This window comes from Devosia sp. ZB163, assembly GCF_028613635.1.
Taxonomy (GTDB): Bacteria; Pseudomonadota; Alphaproteobacteria; order Rhizobiales; family Devosiaceae; genus Devosia_A.
In genome coordinates, this window is the sequence record NZ_JAQRMY010000003.1 from 191,078 (window position 1) to 209,818 (window position 18,741).

An 18,741-nucleotide genomic window follows, 5' to 3' on the forward strand; every position below is an offset into this window, starting at 1 on the left:
AATGGCCGATGTCCTCGTCGTCGATGGACTCGACGTCACCTTTGAGCTTCACGAATCCGAAGTGAAGGCCGTCTCCAATCTCGATTTTTCCCTGGCCGAGGGTGAGACGCTCGCCGTCGTGGGCGAAAGCGGGTCGGGCAAGAGCCAGGCCTTCCTGTCGATCATGGGCCTGCTCGCCAGGAACGGCCGGGCTTCCGGCCGCGCCATGATGGGCGATGTCAACCTGATCGGGCTCCCTCCCAGCGAGCTCGACCGCTATCGCGGCAAGGACATCGCCATGATCTTCCAGGATCCGATGACCTCGCTGAACCCCAGCCTCCGGCTGCGGACCCAGCTCGCCGAGGTGCTGGTGCGGCACCAGGGCTACGACAACGACAAGGCCTATCGTGCCGTGATCGAGATGCTGGAGCGGGTCGGTATCCCCGAACCGGTCAAGCGCGCCAACGCCTATCCGCACGAGCTCTCGGGCGGCATGCGCCAGCGCGTGATGATCGCGATGGCGCTGCTCTGCCGGCCCAAGATCCTCATCGCGGACGAGCCGACCACGGCGCTCGACGTGACGGTTCAGGCGCAGATGCTCGATCTGTTCAAGACGCTCACCAACGACTTCGGCACCGCGCTCGTCCTCATCACGCACGATCTCGGCGTCGTCGCCGGCGTCGCCGACCGCATGATGGTGATGTATGGCGGGCGCTGCATCGAGAAGGGGCCGACGGACAACCTGTTCTACGATCCGCGCCACCCCTACACGCTGGGGCTGCTGCACTCGACGCCTCACGTCGGCAAGCGTGCCGCGCGGCTCGATCCGATCCAGGGCCTGCCGCCCAGCCTCGAGCACCTGCCCAAGGGCTGCGCCTTCCACCCCCGCTGTGCCTTCCGCTTCGAGCGCTGCTTCGAGGAACGGCCGCCGCTGCTGCCCGTCGAGGACGTGCGCGAGAAGGCGTGCTGGTACCAGGGTGAACTCAAGTACGGGAAGGTCGCGTGATGCTCGATCGCACCGAAGACCTGCTCAAGGTCGAGAACCTCTCCAAGAACTTCTCCATTTCGGCGGGCCTGTTCTCCCGCCCGTTCCAGTTGCGTGCGCTGCAGGACATCAACTTCACCGTCAAACGAGGCGAGACGCTGGGGATCGTGGGCGAATCCGGCTGCGGAAAGTCGACGCTCGGGCGCTGCATCCTGCAACTGCTCTCGCCCGACGAGGGCAAGGTGCTGTGGCTCGGCCAGGACATCTCGCGCCTGCCCGAAGCCGAGATGCGCAAGAAGCGGCGCGACCTGCAGATCATTTTCCAGGACCCGCTGGCCTCGCTCAACCCGCGCATGACCGTGGGCGAGATCATCGCCGATCCGCTCAAGACGCTGATGCCCGAAGTCGACGCCAAGGGCCGGCGCGAACGCGTGATCAAGACCATGGAGGCCGTCGGCCTCCTGCCCGAGATGATCAACCGCTACCCGCACGAGTTCTCGGGCGGGCAGGCACAGCGCATCGGCATCGCGCGGGCGCTGATCAGCGAACCCAAGCTCATCGTCTGTGACGAGCCGGTGTCGGCGCTCGACGTGTCGATCCAGGCCCAGATCCTCAACCTGCTCTCCGACCTCAAGGAGCGGCTGGGCCTGACGCTGATCTTCATCTCGCACAACCTATCGGTCGTGCGGCACGTGTCGGACCGGATCATGGTCCTCTACCTCGGCCGCATCGTCGAACTCGCCGAGGGCGACGACCTCTACGAGGACCCCAAGCACCCCTACACCCGGGCGCTGCTCACGGCCGTACCCATCCCCGATCCCAAACGGGCGCGCCAGCGCTCGATCGAGGGGCTGGTGGGCGAGATCCCGTCGCCGATCAACCAGCCTTCGGGCTGCACCTTCCGCACCCGCTGCCGATTTGCCCAGCCGCGCTGCGCGGAGAAGGTGCCAACCCTCGAGACGCTCCCGGACGGCCGCGGCGTCGCCTGCATCCGCTGGCAGGAGATCGAACTGGCCTCCGGGGCATAGGCGTCCCAAAAAGGTCGAGTGGGATCAGTTGCCGTTGCGGCGCTCGTCGCCCTTGTAGGTGGCGCGCTTGCGGCGCCTGTCGGGGCCGACAAAGGCCTTGTCCTCGATGAACTCGCGGGGAGCCGCCAGGATCGAGACCAGGCGGCTCTCGATGTGCTGGGCCGAGAACGGCTTGCGCAGGAACTCGGTGACGCCGGCGTCGCGGGCCCGGGCGATCTGGTCGGCATCCGGGGCCGACGACATCATGATCACCGGCGTGTCGCGGTTGAGGCCCGCCGAGGCCTGGCGCAGGGCGCGCACCATGGCGATGCCGTCGGTCGGCATCAGGGTGTCGTTGATCATGACGGCGCCGTAGCGGTGCGTCTGCAGCATCAGCGAAGCGCCGTCCGCAGTCACGGTTTCATCGACGCGGCGGACCTTCAGGTGGCGCAGCATCTGCCCGATCAGCGCCGCCATATGGGGCGACGGATCGACCACAAGTACATCGAGTTTGCCAAAGCCGGGTTTCTGCATGATGGCGGAGAATGCCACGGGTGCATTTCGCCCAGGTTAATCTGCATGTAAGCGTTGACAGCCGGGGCTTTTGCCCTTAATCACAGCCGCAATTCGAAGGGCGCGCGGCGCCTCTTTTTATTTCGGTTCCGGGGTTTGGAATGAAGGTCACCAATTCGCTCAAGGCTCTGATGGGTCGCCATCGCGCCAACAAGCTCGTGCGCCGCCGCGGCCGCGTGTACATCATCAACAAGGTGGACAAGCGCTACAAGGCCCGCCAGGGCTGAGCTGCTGCTCACGACTGCACGTCATTGAAAGGCCCGCGAAAGCGGGCCTTTTGCGTTGGTGGGTCACTGAGACGGACGGCCCCCTCCCGGCCTCCCCCATAAAGGGGGAGGTGAAGAGACGGGGCTGTGGCTCGATCGTGCCTACGCACCGGAGGCCGGGAGGGGGCCGTCTCTCTCAGTCAGATCCCTACGCCGCAAACGCCGCGATGATCCGCAGCCACGAGCGGATACCCTTGTGGTAGCTCCTGAGGTCGTACTTCTCGTTGGGCGAGTGGATGCGGTCGTCGTCGAGCGCGAAACCGATCAGGAGCGTGTCGAGCCCGAGGATCTTCTTGAACTCGCCGGCAACCGGGATGGAGCCGCCCGAACCGATGAGCGCGGCCTCGTTGCCCCACTCGTCCTTGAGCGCGGCCGCGGCCTGCTTGAGGAAGGCGCCATCGGTCGGCACGGAGACGGCGGGGCTGCCGCCATGCTCTCCAAAGGTCACGGTGGCGTCGGGGGGCAGGCGGTCGGTGACGTGCTTCCTGAACGCGGCCCGGATCTTCGCCGGGTCCATGCCCGAAACCAGGCGGAACGAAATCTTGGCGCTCGCCTTGGCCGGGATCACGGTCTTGAAGCCGTCGCCGGTGTAGCCGCCGGTGATGCCGTTGATCTCGCAGGTCGGGCGCGAGCGGGTCTGCTCGAGCACCGAGCGCCCCTTCTCGCCGGCCGGGGTGGTCAGCCCGGCGCCCTTCATGAAGGCGGCCTCGTCATAGGGGAGGCGCTTCCACTGCGCCGCGATCTCTGCCGGCAGTTCGGCGACGTCGTCGTAGAAGCCCTCGACGGCGACGCTGCCATCCGGGTTGCGCAGCGAGGCGATGATGTCGGCCAGCACCTGGATCGGGTTGCGCGCCGCGTTTCCGTACATGCCCGAGTGCAGGTCATGGCTGGCGCAGGTGATCTCGACCTCCTCGCCGACGAGGCCGCGCAGCGAAGTGACGATGGCCGGGGTGTCGCGATTCCACAGGTCGGTGTCGCAGACCAGTGCGACGTCGGCTGTTCCGAGTTCGGCCCGGTTGGCCTCGAGGAAGCCGGGGAGGCTCTTGCCGCCCGACTCTTCCTCGCCTTCGAAGAACAGCGTCATCTTGATGGGCAGCGCGCCGTTGACCGCCTTCCAGGCCCGGCAGGCCTCGACGAAGGTCAGGAGCTGACCCTTGTCGTCGGAGGTGCCACGACCAAAGATCCGGGTCTCGCCGTCGTCGCCCACTATCGGCGTCGCGGTGAAGGGATCGGTGTGCCACAGGTTCAGCGGATCGACCGGCTGTACGTCGTAGTGGGCATAGAACAGCACGTGCGGGCCGCTCGCGGCCTGGTCGTGCGCCACCACCATCGGGTGCCCCGGGGTCTGCCGCACCGAAGCATCGAAGCCGAGCGCCGTGAGGTCAGCGGCGAGCCAGTCAGCGGCCTTCCGCACTTCGCCGGCATAAGCGGGGTCAGTGGAGATCGACTTGATCGCCACCAGTGTCTTCAGCCGCTCCACGCTTTCGTCGATGTGGGCATCGGCATGGGCGAGGGCGGCGTCGAGTGCGGTGGACATCGGGGCAATCCGTTATTGAAAGCAAAAATCCCTCCCTTTTTAAGGGAGGGATTGAGAAGTGACAGCCTAGGCAGGCAGGATCAAGAGGATCCGGCGCCATCCTGGCGGACGAAGGCGATGCGCAGCATGTTGGTCGCGCCGGGCGTGCCGAGCGGAATGCCGGCGGTGATGGCGATGCGGTCACCCGGGCGGGCGAGTCCCTCGTTGTAGGCGATGACGCAGGCGCGATCGACCATGTCCTCCAGGTTCACCGCATCGGGCGATTCCACGCAGTGGATGCCCCACACCACCGACAGGCGGCGCACGGTCCTGAGGTTCGGCGAGAGCGCGAGGATCGGCTTGGAGGGCCGCTCGCGCGCGGCGCGGATCGCGGTCGAACCCGACGAGGTGTAGGTGACGATGGCGGCCAGATCGAGCGTTTCGGCCACCTGGCGGGTCGCCGCGGAAATCGCGTCGGCTGCGGTCGCCTCGGGCTCGGCGGCCTGGGCGCGGATGATGCCGCGGTAGTTGACGTCGCTCTCGACGGCGACGGCCACCTTGTTCATCATGGCCACCGCCTCGACCGGGTACTGGCCCGAGGCGCTCTCGGCCGAGAGCATCACGGCGTCGGCGCCCTCGAAGACGGCGATCGACACGTCCGAGACTTCGGCGCGGGTCGGCACCGGCGAGGTGATCATCGACTCGAGCATCTGCGTCGCGACCACCACCGGCTTGCCGTAGCGGCGGGCGATGCGGATCATGCGCTTCTGCAGGCCCGGGACCTGCTCGAGCGGCATCTCGACGCCGAGGTCGCCGCGCGCCACCATGAAGGCGTCGCAGAGCTTGATGATTTCCTCGAGCCGCTCCACAGCCTGGGGCTTCTCGATCTTGGCCATCACGCCCGCCCGGCCCTGGACGATCTTGCGGATATCGATGATGTCCTCGGGCCGCTGCACGAAGCTGACGGCGATCCAGTCGGCCTCGGCCTCGAGGCCCTTGAGCAGGTCCGCGTGGTCCTTCTCGGTCAGCGCGCCCATCGGCAGGAGCGTATCGGGCAGGCTGACGCCCTTGCGGTCGCTGAGCTTGCCGCCGTAGATGACCTCGGTCTCGATCGCCCCGCCGCCGACCTTGGTGGCCCGGAGCTGGAGCTTGCCGTCGTCGAGCAGCAGGCGGTCACCCACAGAGACGGACTCGATGATTTCCGGATGGGGCAGGAAGACGCGTTCGACGGTGCCCGGTGCTTCGGAGCTGTCGAGCGTGAACTTGGCGCCAGCGACCAGCTGCACGGCGCCATCGGCGAAACGGCCGACGCGGAGCTTGGGGCCCTGCAGGTCGACCAGCACGCCGATCGGATGGTGCAGGCGCGCCTCGACGCTACGGATATAGCCTACCGTCTGCTTGAGCAGCTCGTGGCTGGCGTGGCTCATGTTGATGCGGAACACGTCCGCACCGGCTCGCGCCAGTTTCTCGATCGTTGCTTCGTCGTTGGAGGCGGGCCCCAGGGTCGCGACGATCTTCACGCGTCTCATGCGTTTCATTGAGTATCTGCACCTTCATCAGTGGGTGTGTCGTCCGCCGGCAAATTGCCGCCGTCGGTCGGCAGGTCGCCCTCCAGCGGGACGGTTTCGTCCTCGCCGCCGACCATGTCGCCCTCGGTCAGCTGCAGCGTCCAGTCGCTGCGATTATGGGTATCGACCTCGAAGAAGCCCGTGCGTTCGTAGCCGCGGGCCAGGCAATCCTCAACGCCGAAGATCGTGAAGGTCTCGTCGCGGGTGCACATGAAGACGCTTCCGTCCCAGGTCCCGCCGGTCACGTCGTCGGCAGCGTAGAGATAGTAGTAGCGGCGCGCCTCGAGGTTGCCGCGGAAAATGGTGACGCAGGCGCTGGGCTCAGCCACCCACCAGCCCTCGGACTGCCAACCCTTTTCGGCGCGATAGCCGAAGGCGACCGATATGCGGTTGGCGGTCTCGTTGCAGACGCGAAAACTGCCTTCGCCCGCATCTTCTGCGGCGGGTGCCGCCGGCTGTTCCTGCGCGATTGCTGCGGGCGCCGTGCCGCCGGCCCGAGGCAGAATGACCCAGATGGCCACGGCAACGAAAGCCGCGGCGAGCACGCCAGCAATGGCCAGGATATAGCGCAAGGGACTGTCCGGGTCTCGACGTCTGAAATCGTTTGCAGCGCGCGGACGTTTGTGCGCACCGCTCCGCCTGCTGTCAACCGCTATCGAAGGCTTTTGGCGGAAATGCGGGACCATGCGGGCGAGGGATGTGGATAGGTGTCGAACGGGCTTGAACCGCTCGCCGCGAACAGGTTGAACGGGCGCCTGAACGAATAAGGAATGTGACCATGTCCATCGTCTCCAGCGACAGCGTCGCGCAAGACCAGATCAAGGCTTTCATCGAACGCATCGAGCGGCTCGAGGAAGAAAAGGCCGCCATCGCCGGCGACATCAAGGAAGTCTACGCCGAGGCCAAGGGCAATGGCTTCGATACCAAGGTGCTGCGCAAGATCGTCTCCATCCGCAAGCAGGACGCCAATGAGCGCATGGAGCAGGAAGCCCTGCTCGAGCTCTACCTGACCGCGCTCGGCATGGCGGTGGCACCGAGCGACGACGACCTGTAAGCCTTTGGCGGCGGAGCATTGCTCCGCCGCGCCACCCCGCCCAAGGCGGGGCTTGCCCCCGACGCCGCGCACCGCTCTTCTGGCGCCCGCTACCGGAGGACCCCGCAAATGTCGAACATCCTGCTGACGGGCGCCTCGGGCCTTTTGGGCACGCATATGCGGCGCTGGTTCGCCGCGCGCGGGCGAAGCGTCGTTGCGACCGACATCCGGACCTCAGCTGACGGTGGCGACATCGTCCTCGCCGACCTCTCCGACCGGAGCGCGGTCGATGCGCTGATGCAGCGGGACATCTCGGCGGTGGTGCACCTGGGCGCCCACGCCACCGAAGCCGGCTGGCGGACCATCCTCGATGCCAATATCGTCGCCGCCTATAACATATTCGAAGCCGCACGGCAGGCGGGCGTGCGCCGCCTGATCTACGCCTCGAGCTACCACGTGGTGGGGATGTATCCCGCCGGTGACTTGCCGCTCGGACCCGACGCGGCAGTGCGACCGGACTCGCTCTACGGGGTATCCAAGGTCTTCGGCGAAGCGCTGGGCCGGCTCTATTTCGACAAGTTCGGCATCGAATGCCTCGCCATCCGCATCTGCACGGCGGGCGATCCGGGCACGCCGCGCGAGGCGCGCCTCTGGTGCAACCGCGATGACCTCGCCGGGTTGATCGAAGCCGGACTCGATGCGCCGGAGCTCGGCTACCGCATGGTCTACGGCATCTCGGCCAACCCCAATGCACCAGTGCCCGTCGAGAACGGAGCCAATCTCGGCTGGCGGCCGACCCATGCGTCGCCGGAACTGGGCACGCACGATCCCCACGCCGAACTCGATCCGGCCGACCCCCGGCACAAGCTACTCGGTGGAGCGTTCGCCCTCTGGGGACATCCCGACGACTAGGCTATTCGGCCGCCGTCCGCTCGTCATAGTCCGGAGCGTCGGGGTTGCCGGGGCCGGTCTCGGCACCGAGGTCGGGGAAGGCGACGATGCGCTGGTTGCGCAGGTCCATGCGGACGACGAGCAGTCCGCGCTCCTCGAAATAGGCGAGCAGGCGCCGGGCACGGCCCGTCGAGTGCGTGCCGTAGGCGCGGGCCAGGGATGCGTCGGAGGGGCAGGGCAGTCCTTCCACGGCGGCGCGGGCCAGAACGAGGAACACGCCCTGCACATCGTCGGCGAGCTGGTTCGACAGCGCCAGCGCCGTCTGCCAGGTTTCCGACTGCGCCGTCTCGTCGGCGACGCCGGCGCGGACGACTGCGAGCTTGCGGCGGAATGCGGGCAGGGCGAGTGCCTCGCCAGGGACGCGGCGGATGCGGCAGCGGACGAGGAAGTCCTGGTAGAGCACCGCGACCGAGCGATAGGCCGCGTCACGATCCTCGAGCAGTTCGCGGATGACGTCGTCGATGGCGCGGTCACGCTCGGCTGCATCGACCACCGGCTCATCGGCGCGTGGCTGCGGCACCTGCGTGCGCACGAGTTGCGCGAGCAGGTCGTTGGTCGAGGGGGGCGGCGGCGGGGGCGGGCGGCGCACCAGGCGCGGTGCGGCCTCGGGCAAGGGGGCGAAGATCAGCTCCCTGGCGTCAACCGGCGCATCCGGCAATGGCATCAGTTTGGGGCTCGACGAGCGCGCCGAGGTCTCGACCGGGCCGATCACCATGGGCAGCGGGCGGCGCGACATGGCGGGGCCGAGCGCGACGAAGTGCCCGCGCGCCAGATCGCGGAACATCTCGGCCTGGCGCCGCTCCATGCCGAGCAGGTCGGCGGCCCGCGCCATATCGATGTCGAGGAAGGTGCGGCCCATCAGGAAGTTCGACGCCTCGGCCGCGACGTTCTTCGCCAGCTTGGCGAGGCGCTGCGTGGCGATGACGCCGGCGAGGCCGCGCTTGCGGCCGCGGCACATCAGGTTGGTCATCGCGCCGAGCGAAAGCTTGCGCGCTTCGTCGGAGACTTCGCCGGCAATGGCGGGGGCAAAGAGCTGGGCCTCGTCCACCACGACGAGCATAGGGTACCAGTAGTCGCGGTCGGCATCGAACAGCCCGCCGAGGAAGGCGGCGGCGCAACGCATCTGCTGCTCGACATCGAGCCCCTCGAGGCTGAGCACGACCGAAACGCGGTGCTGGCGCACGCGGGTGGCGATGGTGGTCAGTTCGGATTCGCTGCGGGAGGCATCGACGACGAGGTGGCCGTACTTGTCGGCCAGCGTGACGAAATCGCCTTCGGGATCGACGATGCACTGCTGCACCCAGGGCGCGCTCTGTTCGAGCAGGCGCCTGAGGAGGTGGGACTTGCCGGAGCCGGAGTTGCCCTGCACCAGCAACCGCGTGGCGAGCAGTTCCTCGAGGTCAAGCTTCGCCTCGGCGCCACCCTGCGCCACACCCATGTCGATCGCGACCTGCATGGGACTTGGTTAGCTGATTCTTCGGTAGTTGCGTTCGCGGCGGCGCCCTCTCCCACACACATCGGTGGCTGTGGCGATGTGCGTGGCCCGCAGCCCGGGCAGCTTACGCCTTTGTCGTCCGCGGCACCGACTCGCTGTCGATGCCGAGCGTCGTCAGCGCCGTCGCCACGATGCCTGCGCGGTCCAGTCCGGCAACGGCATACATGTCGTTGACACCGGCCTGCTCCACGAAGGTGTCGGGGATCATCAGGGGCCGGAATTTCAGCTTGCCGTCGAGCAGGCCGTTGGTCGCGAGGAAGCTTGCGGCGTGGCTGCCGAAGCCGCCGATGCCGCCTTCCTCGATGGTGATCAGCACCTCGTGCTCGCGGGCGAGACGGGCGAGCAGCTCCTCATCGAGCGGCTTCAGGAACCGCATGTCGGCGATGGTGGGGTTGAGGCCGTAGCCCATCAGCTTCTCGCCGGCGGCGATCACTTCGCCGAGCCGGGTGCCGAAGTTGACCAGCGCAACGGACTTGCCTTCGCGCAGCACGCGGCCCTTGCCGATCTCGAGCACGGAACCGCGCTGCGGCAGGTCGACGCCGAGGCCGTCGCCGCGCGGATAGCGGAAGGCGATCGGGCCCTCGTCATAGGCCGCAGCGGTCGCCACCATGTGGCGCAGTTCGGCCTCGTCGCCGGCGGCCATGATCACCATGCCGGGGATCGCGCCGAGATAGGCATTGTCGTAGTTGCCCGCATGGGTCGGACCGTCGGCCCCGACATAGCCGGCGCGGTCGATGGCGAAGCGGACGGGCAGGCCCTGGACGGCGACGTCGTGGATCACCTGGTCGTAGGCACGCTGCAGGAAGGTCGAGTAGATGGCGCAGAACGGCTTCAGCCCCTCGGTCGCCATGCCGGCGGCGAAGGTGACGGCGTGCTGCTCGGCGATACCGACGTCGAAGATCCGGCTCGGGAACAGCTCGGCGAACTTGTCGAGGCCGGTGCCGTTGGGCATGGCGGCCGTCACCGCGACGACGCGGTCGTCGGCCCGGGCTTCCTCGATCAGGCTGTGCGCGAACACCGAGGTGTAGCTCGGGGCGTTCGACTGCGGCTTGGTCTGGGCGCCGGTGATGACGTTGAACTTGTTGACGCCGTGGTACTTGTCGGCCGAGTTCTCGGCCGGCGCGTAGCCCTTGCCCTTCTTGGTGACGACATGCACCAGCACCGGGCCGCCCTCGTGGTTCTTCACGTTGTGAAGCACGTCCATGAGGTCGTTGACGTTGTGGCCGTCGATGGGGCCGACGTAGAAGAAGCCGAGCTCCTCGAACAGCGTGCCGCCGGTGAAGAAGGAGCGGGCGAATTCCTCGGTCTTGCGCGCCGTCTCGTGGATCAGGCGCGGCATCTTCTCGGTGATCGATTTCGCCGTGTCGCGGACGCCGCGATAGAACGGGCCCGACACCAGCTTGGCGAGATAGGAGCGCATCGCCCCGGTCGGCGGCGCGATCGACATGTCGTTGTCGTTGAGGATGACGACGAGCCGGGCGTCCATCGCTCCGGCATTGTTCATCGCCTCATAGGCCATGCCGGCCGACATGGCGCCGTCGCCGATCACGGCGATGACGTTGCGCTTCTCGCCCTTGAGATCGGACGCGACGGCCATGCCGAGGCCGGCGGAAATCGAGGTCGAGGAATGGCCGGCGCCGAAGGGGTCGTATTCGCTCTCGGCCCGGCGGGTGAATCCGGACAGGCCATCCTTCTGGCGCAGCGTGCGGATGCGGGCGCGGCGGCCGGTCAGCACCTTGTGCGGGTAGGCCTGGTGGCCGACGTCCCAGATCAGGCGGTCATTGGGGGTATCGAAGGTGGCGTGGAGCGCGACGGTCAGCTCGACCACGCCGAGCCCAGCGCCAAGGTGTCCGCCGGTCACCGACACGGCGTCGATCACCTCGGCGCGCAACTCGTCGGCGAGCTGGCGCAGCTCTTCGCGCGACAGGGATTTGAGGTCAGCGGGAGTCGAAACCCGATCGAGCAGCGGTGTTTGCGGCTTGTCCAAAAAATACCGATCCTTCGCCGGTGACGGCCCGGTCTCAGTATCAGAGACTTAGAGGCTCAGGTTCGGCATTGCAACGCCTTGAGGGCGCGGCGTCTTAGCGTTCTGCAACGAGCTGAATGCCGCTCGTGACGAAGCGGTCGTAGGAGGGAATTACGGCATTGTCGGGAAGGAAGCCGACGCGGCCGGTGAGGGGACCGAGTTCGGTGGTCTTGTCGAGATAGCCCTCGGCCTCGAAGAACTCGGCCCAGAAGGCGGTTTCCATCGAAACCGGCTGCACCAGGGTGTCGTTCACGTGGTCGATCTCGGGCGCCACGAGTTCGGTCGAGCGCAGCGCGATGCTGAGGTTCGGCTGACGGCTCTGGGCCAGATTGGCCAGCGCCTGCTGCATCTCGGTGGGCGTCGAGTTCCCAACAAGGGCAACGAACGTCTGGTCGAACATGCCCTTGGCAGCCGCGAAGGTCTCGGCGCCGCCGAGCGAGGCGGTGTGGATATTGTCGGGCGCGAGCAGCTGTTCGCGGGAAGGCAGTTCCGGCACAAGCGCCGTCTCGCGCTCGATGAGCATCTGGAGCGCCTGCTGGGCGGCCGGGTTCACGCTGGTCGACACATAGGCGGCGAGCACTTCGCCCTCCCGGGGCGACATGTGGACGCGCGGCTTGGGCAGCGGCTGGTCGATGGAGGCGAGCGCGGCAATGGCGGTGTCCGCGCCGATCTCGCCACGCGTCGCGAGCTGGATACGCTCGGACTTGCTGAGCGGCACCGGCGCGCCGACTGCCTCGTAGGCGGCGATGTCGGCAACAGTCGTCGGGATGGCGCCGGCACGGTTCAGCGGCAGGGGCGCCGTCACGGCGAAGGTGGGCACCATGCGCTGGGCGGGTTCCTCGACCGAGGCGAGCATCACTGCGGCGCCACCGCTCAGGGTGCGCGGGCGGATGGCCGGGATCGGGGCCGTGGTCTCGTTGCCGTTGTCGGCCAGCATGATGTCCGGCTCGGGCGTGTAGATGGCTTCACCGTTGCAGGGGACCATGCGGCACTTGGTCCACTGGGCCTGCGCATAGGCGCGGCCATCGCTGGAAAGCGGCTTGCCGTCGGCGGGCAGGTGCAGGGTCTTGCCGTCGGGGAAGACCTTCTTGAGCTGGGCGCGGGTCATGCGCGGCCAGGCGCGGACATTGCCGGTATCCATATGGACGAACGGGCTGCCCGAAGTCGGGTAGTAGCCGACGCCGCCAACCTGGTGGCGCATCGCGGCGGCGCGCAGCTTGTCGAGGTTCACCCCGGGGATGAACACGTCCATCGCCTTGCCGCGCATGTGCTGGCTGTTGTCGGCGACGCCCGACGACTTGGAGGCCAGCATGGCGTTGGTCTTGGGCGAGCGGTAGGACGAAACGATGTTGTAGGGCTGCTTGGCGCCGACGTCCTGGTAGACTTCCCAGAGCAGGTCGAAGAGGGCGGGGTCCATCTTCGTGGGCTCTTTGGTGCGCCAGTCAGCCAGGAAGACGTTGAGCTGGCGGAGGACCGACTGGTCGTATTTGCCGTTGCGCTTGAAGGTGAAGCGGCCGGTTTCGCCGGTGTGGGTGTGGTGCAGCCAGATGGTCCGATCGCCCTCGGACCGGGTGGAGCCGAAAGCGGCGCTCACCGGCACGGTGGTCGGTGGCACAATGACGGTCAAAGCCATCGACGCGGCAAACAGCAGCCGCGGAAGCGTCCGCCAAATTCCCAACAGTTTCCCCGACACGCCCCGAACGACCCGTTGCAACCCGATAGACGAGAAACCGTAGCTCCAGTTGGATTAGAACTGATTAACGCTAACAGCCGGTGGCCGAGTGAGGCGGCCACGATGTGCATGTCTAGTGTCGGAATCCGGCCGAACCAAGGCTGAATTCCTAAGCAGCCGTAAACGCTTGGCCGCCAGGACGCAAGAACTGGATACGCAAAGGGCCGGTGCGTGCCCCGCAACCGACCCTCGAAATCTACGCATCAACCCGCAGCAGTTCTATAGCTCGAGCAGGTCTTTCAACCGCTGATTGTGCCCGTACACGTCGCCGTAGGAGCGGATCGTGCCGTCCTTGTCCACGCGTAGCGTGAAGTAGGAAAGGTGCACCGGAATCTTGGTCTTGAGGTTGAACCACTTCTCCTTGTCGCCGAAGGCGGCCTTGAGCGTGTCGGCGGTCATTTCCGGCTCCAGCGCCAGGAGGGCGTCGGCGAAATCCATCGGGTTCTCGACGCGCACGCAACCATGGCTGTAGGCGCGGAACGAGCGCGAGAACAGCGACTTGGACGGCGTGTCGTGCAGATAGATGTCGTGCTGGTTGGGGAACAGGAACTTCACCTGGCCCAGCGCATTGCCCGGCCCGGGCTTCTGGCGGATGTGGAACTGCTTGATGTTGGCCTGCGTCCAGTCGATCGCCGAGGCGTTCACGACCTTGCCGCCGTACAGCATCTCCATGTTCTGGCCGGAAAGGTAGCCGGGATTGGCGAGCAGGTGCGGCTTGATCTCGTTGACGGCGATCGAGGCGGGGACGTTCCAGTAGGGGTTCACGACGACATGCTCGATCTCGTCGTTGAACACCGGCGTCTGGTTCTTGGCCGTGCCGACGACGACGCGGGTCGTGTAGTGGACCGCGTCCTTGTTCATGATCCAGAGCCGGAACTCGGGGATGTTCACCGCGACGTGGAACTCGCCGAACGCGTTGGGCTCCCAGCGCCAACGCTCCATGTTGGCGATGATGTCTTCCTTGGTGGTCGCCGAGCCACCGTTGAGGGCGGCGATCGTCGCCGGGCCGATGGCGCCGTCGGCGTTCAGCCCGAGGCCTTCCTGGAAGGCCTTCACCGCCGCGACCAGCGGCTCGTCATAGTTGATGTCGGCCTTGGCCTCGGCGCCGGCCGTCTCCGGGATCTCGGGCTCGGGCACGTCGAGGCGCTGGCGCAGCAGCGTCACCCGCTCGTCCTGCATGCCGGGCTTGAGCAGCTTGCCCTCGGGGATGGTGATGGCCGCATCGATCACCGAGCCATCGTAGAAGCGGGCGAGCGCGGCCTTGAGGCCGAGGAACTCGGGCTGGGTCGGCGACAGCGCCAGCAGCACCTTGTCGGGCTCGCGGCTCTCGGCCAGCTTCACCAGAAGCTCGGCCTCGTTGATGCGCTTGGGCGTGATCGTCCAGTTCTTGTCGATATCGAGCGGGTTGACGCGACCGCCGAACGCATCCTGCGCGTAGCGGATGGCGGCGGCCGAGAACGCCGTCTCGAGCGCGGCGAGCTTGGCCGGGTCGGTGCCGGCCGCGGCAACGTCGAGGTTAGAGGTCAGGTAGTCGGCGGGGCGGAAGCCCTCGAGTTCGGCCTTCTTGAAGACGTCGACGATCTTTTCGGCATTGGGCGAGAAGGTGATGTCGCCGTCTTCGGTCTGGCTCAGCCAGAGCGGCTCGAAGTGGCGGGCGCCATAGAAGAAGTAGAGCTTCTGGGTCTGCTGGTAGGACCGCGAACCCTTCGTGGCCGAGGCATAGGCCTGCGACAGGCCGGCCTTGATGATGCGGGCAAGCTCGGTCTTGGGCGGCGCGATGACCACGCGGGTCGCCTCGATGCCGGCGACGTTCACCACTTCCTGCGCCAGCGCAGCAGCGGGCGGCGCAATCGCCACCGTGCTTGCCAACAACAAGGCCCTCAGCTTGTTCATCAAGTACTCCGTCCCCCGGGGTTCAAAAGCCAGCAAGGGACGCTGCTACGACCCGGGAGGAGTCGGACGTTGCCCCATACACAAAATTGCTTAGCTCATGAATCTCAATGCTGACAATTCCTCGCGAATTTGTGAGATCGAACTGTGGACTCGGAGCAACGGAGACCCCCGCTTTCCTAGGCCGCTTCGCTCTCCAGTCCCTCGTCAAAACCGTACTCGCGCAATTTGCGATAAAGTGTTGATCTGCCTATGCCGAGCGCCCTCGCGACCCGCGACATGCGGTAGCCGTAGTGGCGCAGCGCGAAGCCGATCAGTTCGCGCTCGACGTCTGCGAGAGGGGCAACTTCGCCACTCTCGGCAACAAAACGATCCGGGATCGCCCCCTTGCCCTGCTCACGCGGCATGAACCTCGCATCATCGATGTGAACCGGGGCTGAAGGGGCGGGCACGGCGCTGGTGAGTTCGCGCGCCGCGCTCTGGCCCGAAGAGAGGGCAACGATCTGAGGGAAGTCGGTCGTTTCGAGATAGGCGCCATCGCAGAGCACCACGGCCCGGTAGACCGCGTTCTCGAGCTGGCGGATGTTGCCCGGCCACTTGTACTGCTTCAGCATGAGCAGGGCGGCCTCGGATATCCCCACGACACGCTTGCCGGCCTCGGCGCCCAGCCTGGCGATGAAGTGGTCGATCAGGTTCGCGACGTCCTCGGCCCGGTCGCGCAGCGGGGGCACGTAGATCGGGAAGACATTCAGCCGGTAGTAGAGGTCCTCGCGGAAGGCGCCGTCCTTGGTCAGGTTGAGCAGGCGGCGGCTGGTCGCGGCGATGACTCGGACGTTGACGCGGGCCGGCCGGTCGGTCCCCGCCGTCTCGATCTCACCGTTCTCGACCGCCCGCACCAGCTTGGCCTGCGTTTCGAGGGGGAGCTCGCCCACTTCGTCGAGGAGGATCGTTCCGCCATTGGCTTCGGCGAACTTGCCGAACAGGTGAGCCTCGAGCTCGCCCGATGGGATCGCGCCGCAGTTCACGACGACGAAGGGCTTGCCGGCGCGGTCGCCGGCGCCCTGGATGATGCGTGCGACCAGCTCCTTGCCGACGCCGGGCTCGCCTTCGATCAGCACGGGGATGGTGGACTTGGCGGCCTTGGCCGACAGCGACATGACCCGGTCCATCACGGGGGCGCGCGACTTCAGGTCCTCGATCCCGAGCTCGCCCTTGAGGCGGCTGCGGTCGGTCCGCACCATGGCCTCGAGTTCGCTGAGTTTGAGGGCGTTGCGCAGCGAGACGATCAGGCGCTCGGGCGCCACGGGCTTGACGAAGAAGTCGGCCGCACCCTGGCGCATGGCGCTGACTACGGTTTCCATCGACGAATGCGCGGTCTGGATGATCACCGGCGTCGACAGGCCCTCCCGCCGCATGGCGTCGAGCACGCCCATGCCGTCGAGGTCGGGCATGACGAGGTCCAGCACGACGACGCCGATGCCGCGGTCGGCGCGCAGCCGATCCAGCGCCTGCATGCCGCTGCTTGCGGTCACCGCGGCAAAGCCGGCCCGGCTCGCAACTTCCGAAGTCAGCCGCAGCTGGACGGGGTCGTCATCGACGATCAGAACGCGCGTCATGGTCCTCCAAGACTCTGTCGTTGCGCGTACCCTCACCGGCGAATCGCGCTGTGCCGTTTTGATGCAGGGTGAATCGACTGAGTTAAGAGGCGATTAAGCCTAATGAATCCCCATTCGGCTTCACATCGGCCGGGGCGCTGGATAAGGTCGCGCGCGTCCGATTTTCCGAGGTGATCCAAGTGAGAAGCCAGCTCCCCCGCGCCCCCGAAGCCCAGGCACAGAAGGGCCATAACGAGCTCGGCGAACTGCCGGTCTGGAATCTCGACGACCTCTATCCCGGCAACGACTCGCCCCAACTCAAGGCCGATCTCGAGGCCGCCAAGAAGGAGGCCAAGTCGTTCGAGGCCGACTACAAGGGCAAGCTCGAGGACCTCGCCAAGTCAGGCCAGCTGGTTGCGGCGATCAAGCGCTACGAAGCGCTCAGCGACCTGACCGGCAAGCTCGGCTCCTACGCTTTCCTCCAATATGTCCGGAACACGCAGGATCCCGAGAAGGTCAAGTTCCTCGGCGACCTCAGCCAGGCGCTGACGGACCTCTCCACCGGGCTCATCTTCTTCGGCCTCGAGCTCAACCGCATCGACGAGGGTGTCCTCGAGACGGCCCTCGCCGGAGATGCCGAGCTCGGCCGCTACCGGCCGTGGTTCACCGAACTCAGGAAGGCCAAGCCCTACCAGCTCGAGGATCGCATCGAGGAGCTGTTCCACGAGAAGTCGGTCACCGGCGCCTCGGCCTGGAACCGGCTGTTCGACGAGACCATGGCCAGCCTCAAGTTCGACGTGGACGGCGAGGAGCTGAACCTCGAGTCGACGCTCAACTACATGTCGGACAAGAATGAGCAGAAGCGCGAAGCCGCCTTCCGCGGCATCTCGACGACGCTGCACGGCAACGAGCGCCTGTTCACGCACATCACCAACGTGCTGGCCAAGGACAAGGAGATCGCCGACCGCTGGCACGGCTTCCAGGATATCGCCGACAGCCGCCACCTCGAGAACTCGGTCGAGCGCGAGGTCGTCGATGCGCTGCAGACGGCCGTGCGCGCCGCCTATCCGCGGCTCAGCCACCGCTACTACAAGATGAAGGCCAAGTGGTTCGGGAAGGACCAGCTCAACGCCTGGGACCGCAACGCGCCGCTGCCGACCTCGGATGATCGCGTCTACGACTGGCAGAGCGCAAAGGACACGGTGCTCGAAGCCTATGGCGCGTTCTCACCCGCACTGGTCGAGATCGCCGAGCCGTTCTTCGCCAAGGGCTGGATCGATGCGCCGACCAAGGACGGCAAGTCGCCGGGCGCCTTCGCGCATCCGACCGTCCCGTCGGCGCATCCGTACCTGATGCTCAACTACCTGGGCAAAGCGCGGGACGTGATGACCCTCGCCCATGAGCTAGGCCACGGCGTGCACCAGGTGCTGGCCGGCCCGCAGGGCGCGCTGATGGCGCCGACGCCGCTGACGCTCGCCGAGACCGCCTCGGTCTTCGGCGAGATGCTCGCCTTCCGCTCGATGCTGGCCAAGACCACCGACCCCAGGCAGCGCTTCGCCATGCTCTCGAGCAAGGTCGAGGACATGCTGAACACCGTGGTGCGGCAGATCGCGTTCTACACCTTCGAGCGCGAGGTCCACACCAAGCGCAAGGAAGGCGAACTGACCACGGCCGATCTCAACAAGATCTGGCTCGATATCGGCGCCGAGAGCCTGGGGCCGGGGATCAAGCTCAACGACGGCTACGACATCTTCTGGGCCTACATCCCGCACTTCATCCACTCGCCGTTCTACGTCTATGCCTATGCCTTCGGCGATTGCCTCGTGAACTCGCTCTACGCCCAGTACGAGAAGTCGAGCGAGGGCTTTGCCGAGCGCTATTTCGAGCTGCTCAAGGCCGGCGGGTCCAAGCACCACTCGGAACTTCTGGCGCCGTTCGGACTGGATGCTCGCGATCCGAAGTTCTGGGACCTGGGGCTCGGGATGATCGAGCGGCTCATCAACGAGCTGGAAGCGACGCAGCCGTGAGACTTGCGTCGGAGTGACCTTCCGCCGCGCGTCCTTGTGCGGCGGATATGAGCGAAGTAAGAGAGTGCCCGAGGGCCGCTCCGATATTCGGCGCATCG

15 protein-coding genes are annotated in these 18,741 nt (G+C 66.5%); 6 read left to right on the plus strand and 9 right to left on the minus strand.

Annotation, left to right across the window (positions count from 1 at the left end):
• The first annotated feature begins 1 nt into the window (after nt 1).
• A complete protein-coding gene (locus tag PRN20_RS14880) occupies nt 2-985 on the plus strand; it encodes an ABC transporter ATP-binding protein (protein ID WP_273958310.1) in 984 nt (327 codons plus the stop codon).
• A complete protein-coding gene (locus PRN20_RS14885; protein WP_273958312.1) occupies nt 985-1,992 on the plus strand; it encodes an ABC transporter ATP-binding protein in 1,008 nt (335 codons plus the stop codon). Before PRN20_RS14880 ends, PRN20_RS14885 begins: the two co-directional genes overlap by 1 nt.
• A 24-nt stretch (nt 1,993-2,016) precedes the next feature.
• Here the strand turns inward: PRN20_RS14885 and PRN20_RS14890 are convergent, their stop codons facing one another.
• On the minus strand, nt 2,017-2,523 hold the full coding sequence (locus PRN20_RS14890) for a response regulator (protein ID WP_273958313.1): 507 nt from the start codon (nt 2,521-2,523) through the stop codon (nt 2,017-2,019).
• Between the two features lie 122 nt (nt 2,524-2,645).
• Between PRN20_RS14890 and ykgO the strand changes: the two genes are divergently transcribed.
• Nucleotides 2,646-2,771 carry a type B 50S ribosomal protein L36 gene (ykgO, locus tag PRN20_RS14895; protein ID WP_055046235.1) on the plus strand — a complete coding sequence of 42 codons (126 nt, stop codon included), beginning with the start codon at nt 2,646-2,648 and terminating at the stop codon, nt 2,769-2,771.
• A gap of 187 nt (nt 2,772-2,958) precedes the next feature.
• On the opposite strand, the gene PRN20_RS14900 is transcribed toward ykgO, so the two are convergent.
• The 3 genes from PRN20_RS14900 to PRN20_RS14910 all read right to left on the minus strand — a co-directional run bounded on the left by PRN20_RS14900 (nt 2,959) and on the right by PRN20_RS14910 (nt 6,466).
• Nucleotides 2,959-4,347 (minus strand): M20/M25/M40 family metallo-hydrolase, encoded by a 1,389-nt coding sequence (locus PRN20_RS14900; protein WP_273958314.1) that lies wholly within the window; start codon nt 4,345-4,347, stop codon nt 2,959-2,961.
• Nucleotides 4,348-4,427: 80 nt separating this feature from the next.
• Nucleotides 4,428-5,864 (minus strand): pyruvate kinase, encoded by a 1,437-nt coding sequence (gene pyk / locus PRN20_RS14905; RefSeq protein WP_273958315.1) that lies wholly within the window; start codon nt 5,862-5,864, stop codon nt 4,428-4,430.
• Entirely contained in the window at nt 5,861-6,466 is a 606-nt protein-coding gene (locus PRN20_RS14910; protein ID WP_273958316.1) for a DUF1036 domain-containing protein, read from the minus strand. The genes pyk and PRN20_RS14910 overlap by 4 nt, the downstream gene beginning before the upstream one ends.
• 206 nt (nt 6,467-6,672) lie before the next feature.
• On the opposite strand from PRN20_RS14910, the gene PRN20_RS14915 reads away from it, so the two are divergent.
• Together PRN20_RS14915 and PRN20_RS14920 are read left to right on the plus strand one after the other, a co-directional pair.
• Nucleotides 6,673-6,948, plus strand: coding sequence for a DUF2312 domain-containing protein (locus PRN20_RS14915; protein WP_273958317.1), 276 nt, complete (start codon nt 6,673-6,675; stop codon nt 6,946-6,948).
• Nucleotides 6,949-7,056: 108 nt separating this feature from the next.
• On the plus strand, nt 7,057-7,839 hold the full coding sequence (locus tag PRN20_RS14920; RefSeq protein WP_273958318.1) for an NAD-dependent epimerase/dehydratase family protein: 783 nt from the start codon (nt 7,057-7,059) through the stop codon (nt 7,837-7,839).
• Between the two features lies 1 nt (nt 7,840).
• Here the strand turns inward: PRN20_RS14920 and PRN20_RS14925 are convergent, their stop codons facing one another.
• The 5 genes from PRN20_RS14925 to PRN20_RS14945 all read right to left on the minus strand — a co-directional run bounded on the left by PRN20_RS14925 (nt 7,841) and on the right by PRN20_RS14945 (nt 16,637).
• Nucleotides 7,841-9,334, minus strand: coding sequence for an ATP-binding protein (locus PRN20_RS14925; protein ID WP_273958319.1), 1,494 nt, complete (start codon nt 9,332-9,334; stop codon nt 7,841-7,843).
• 103 nt (nt 9,335-9,437) lie between these two features.
• Nucleotides 9,438-11,360, minus strand: coding sequence for a 1-deoxy-D-xylulose-5-phosphate synthase (gene dxs, locus PRN20_RS14930; protein WP_273958320.1), 1,923 nt, complete (start codon nt 11,358-11,360; stop codon nt 9,438-9,440).
• 94 nt (nt 11,361-11,454) lie between these two features.
• Nucleotides 11,455-13,032 carry a DUF882 domain-containing protein gene (locus tag PRN20_RS14935; protein ID WP_273958321.1) on the minus strand — a complete coding sequence of 526 codons (1,578 nt, stop codon included), beginning with the start codon at nt 13,030-13,032 and terminating at the stop codon, nt 11,455-11,457.
• Nucleotides 13,033-13,350: 318 nt separating this feature from the next.
• Nucleotides 13,351-15,024, minus strand: coding sequence for a L,D-transpeptidase family protein (locus tag PRN20_RS14940; RefSeq protein WP_273958322.1), 1,674 nt, complete (start codon nt 15,022-15,024; stop codon nt 13,351-13,353).
• A 176-nt stretch (nt 15,025-15,200) separates the two neighbouring features.
• Entirely contained in the window at nt 15,201-16,637 is a 1,437-nt protein-coding gene (locus PRN20_RS14945) for a sigma-54-dependent transcriptional regulator (RefSeq protein WP_273958323.1), read from the minus strand.
• A gap of 179 nt (nt 16,638-16,816) precedes the next feature.
• Here PRN20_RS14945 and PRN20_RS14950 point away from each other — a divergent pair, with 179 nt between their 5' ends.
• Nucleotides 16,817-18,643 (plus strand): M3 family oligoendopeptidase, encoded by a 1,827-nt coding sequence (locus PRN20_RS14950; RefSeq protein ID WP_273958324.1) that lies wholly within the window; start codon nt 16,817-16,819, stop codon nt 18,641-18,643.
• Nucleotides 18,644-18,741 lie beyond the last annotated feature (98 nt).

Bases quoted from the DNA above. Each gene is read 5' to 3' on its own strand.
- PRN20_RS14880 (WP_273958310.1), top strand. From the start codon at position 2: ATGGCCGATGTCCTCGTCGTCGATGGACTCGACGTCACCTTTGAGCTT.
- PRN20_RS14885 (WP_273958312.1), top strand. From the start codon at position 985: ATGCTCGATCGCACCGAAGACCTGCTCAAGGTCGAGAACCTCTCCAAG.
- ykgO (WP_055046235.1), top strand. From the start codon at position 2,646: ATGAAGGTCACCAATTCGCTCAAGGCTCTGATGGGTCGCCATCGCGCC.
- PRN20_RS14900 (WP_273958314.1), bottom strand. From the start codon at position 4,347: ATGTCCACCGCACTCGACGCCGCCCTCGCCCATGCCGATGCCCACATC.
- pyk (WP_273958315.1), bottom strand. From the start codon at position 5,864: ATGAAACGCATGAGACGCGTGAAGATCGTCGCGACCCTGGGGCCCGCC.
- PRN20_RS14915 (WP_273958317.1), top strand. From the start codon at position 6,673: ATGTCCATCGTCTCCAGCGACAGCGTCGCGCAAGACCAGATCAAGGCT.
- PRN20_RS14920 (WP_273958318.1), top strand. From the start codon at position 7,057: ATGTCGAACATCCTGCTGACGGGCGCCTCGGGCCTTTTGGGCACGCAT.
- PRN20_RS14925 (WP_273958319.1), bottom strand. From the start codon at position 9,334: ATGCAGGTCGCGATCGACATGGGTGTGGCGCAGGGTGGCGCCGAGGCG.
- PRN20_RS14935 (WP_273958321.1), bottom strand. From the start codon at position 13,032: ATGGCTTTGACCGTCATTGTGCCACCGACCACCGTGCCGGTGAGCGCC.
- PRN20_RS14940 (WP_273958322.1), bottom strand. From the start codon at position 15,024: ATGAACAAGCTGAGGGCCTTGTTGTTGGCAAGCACGGTGGCGATTGCG.
- PRN20_RS14945 (WP_273958323.1), bottom strand. From the start codon at position 16,637: ATGACGCGCGTTCTGATCGTCGATGACGACCCCGTCCAGCTGCGGCTG.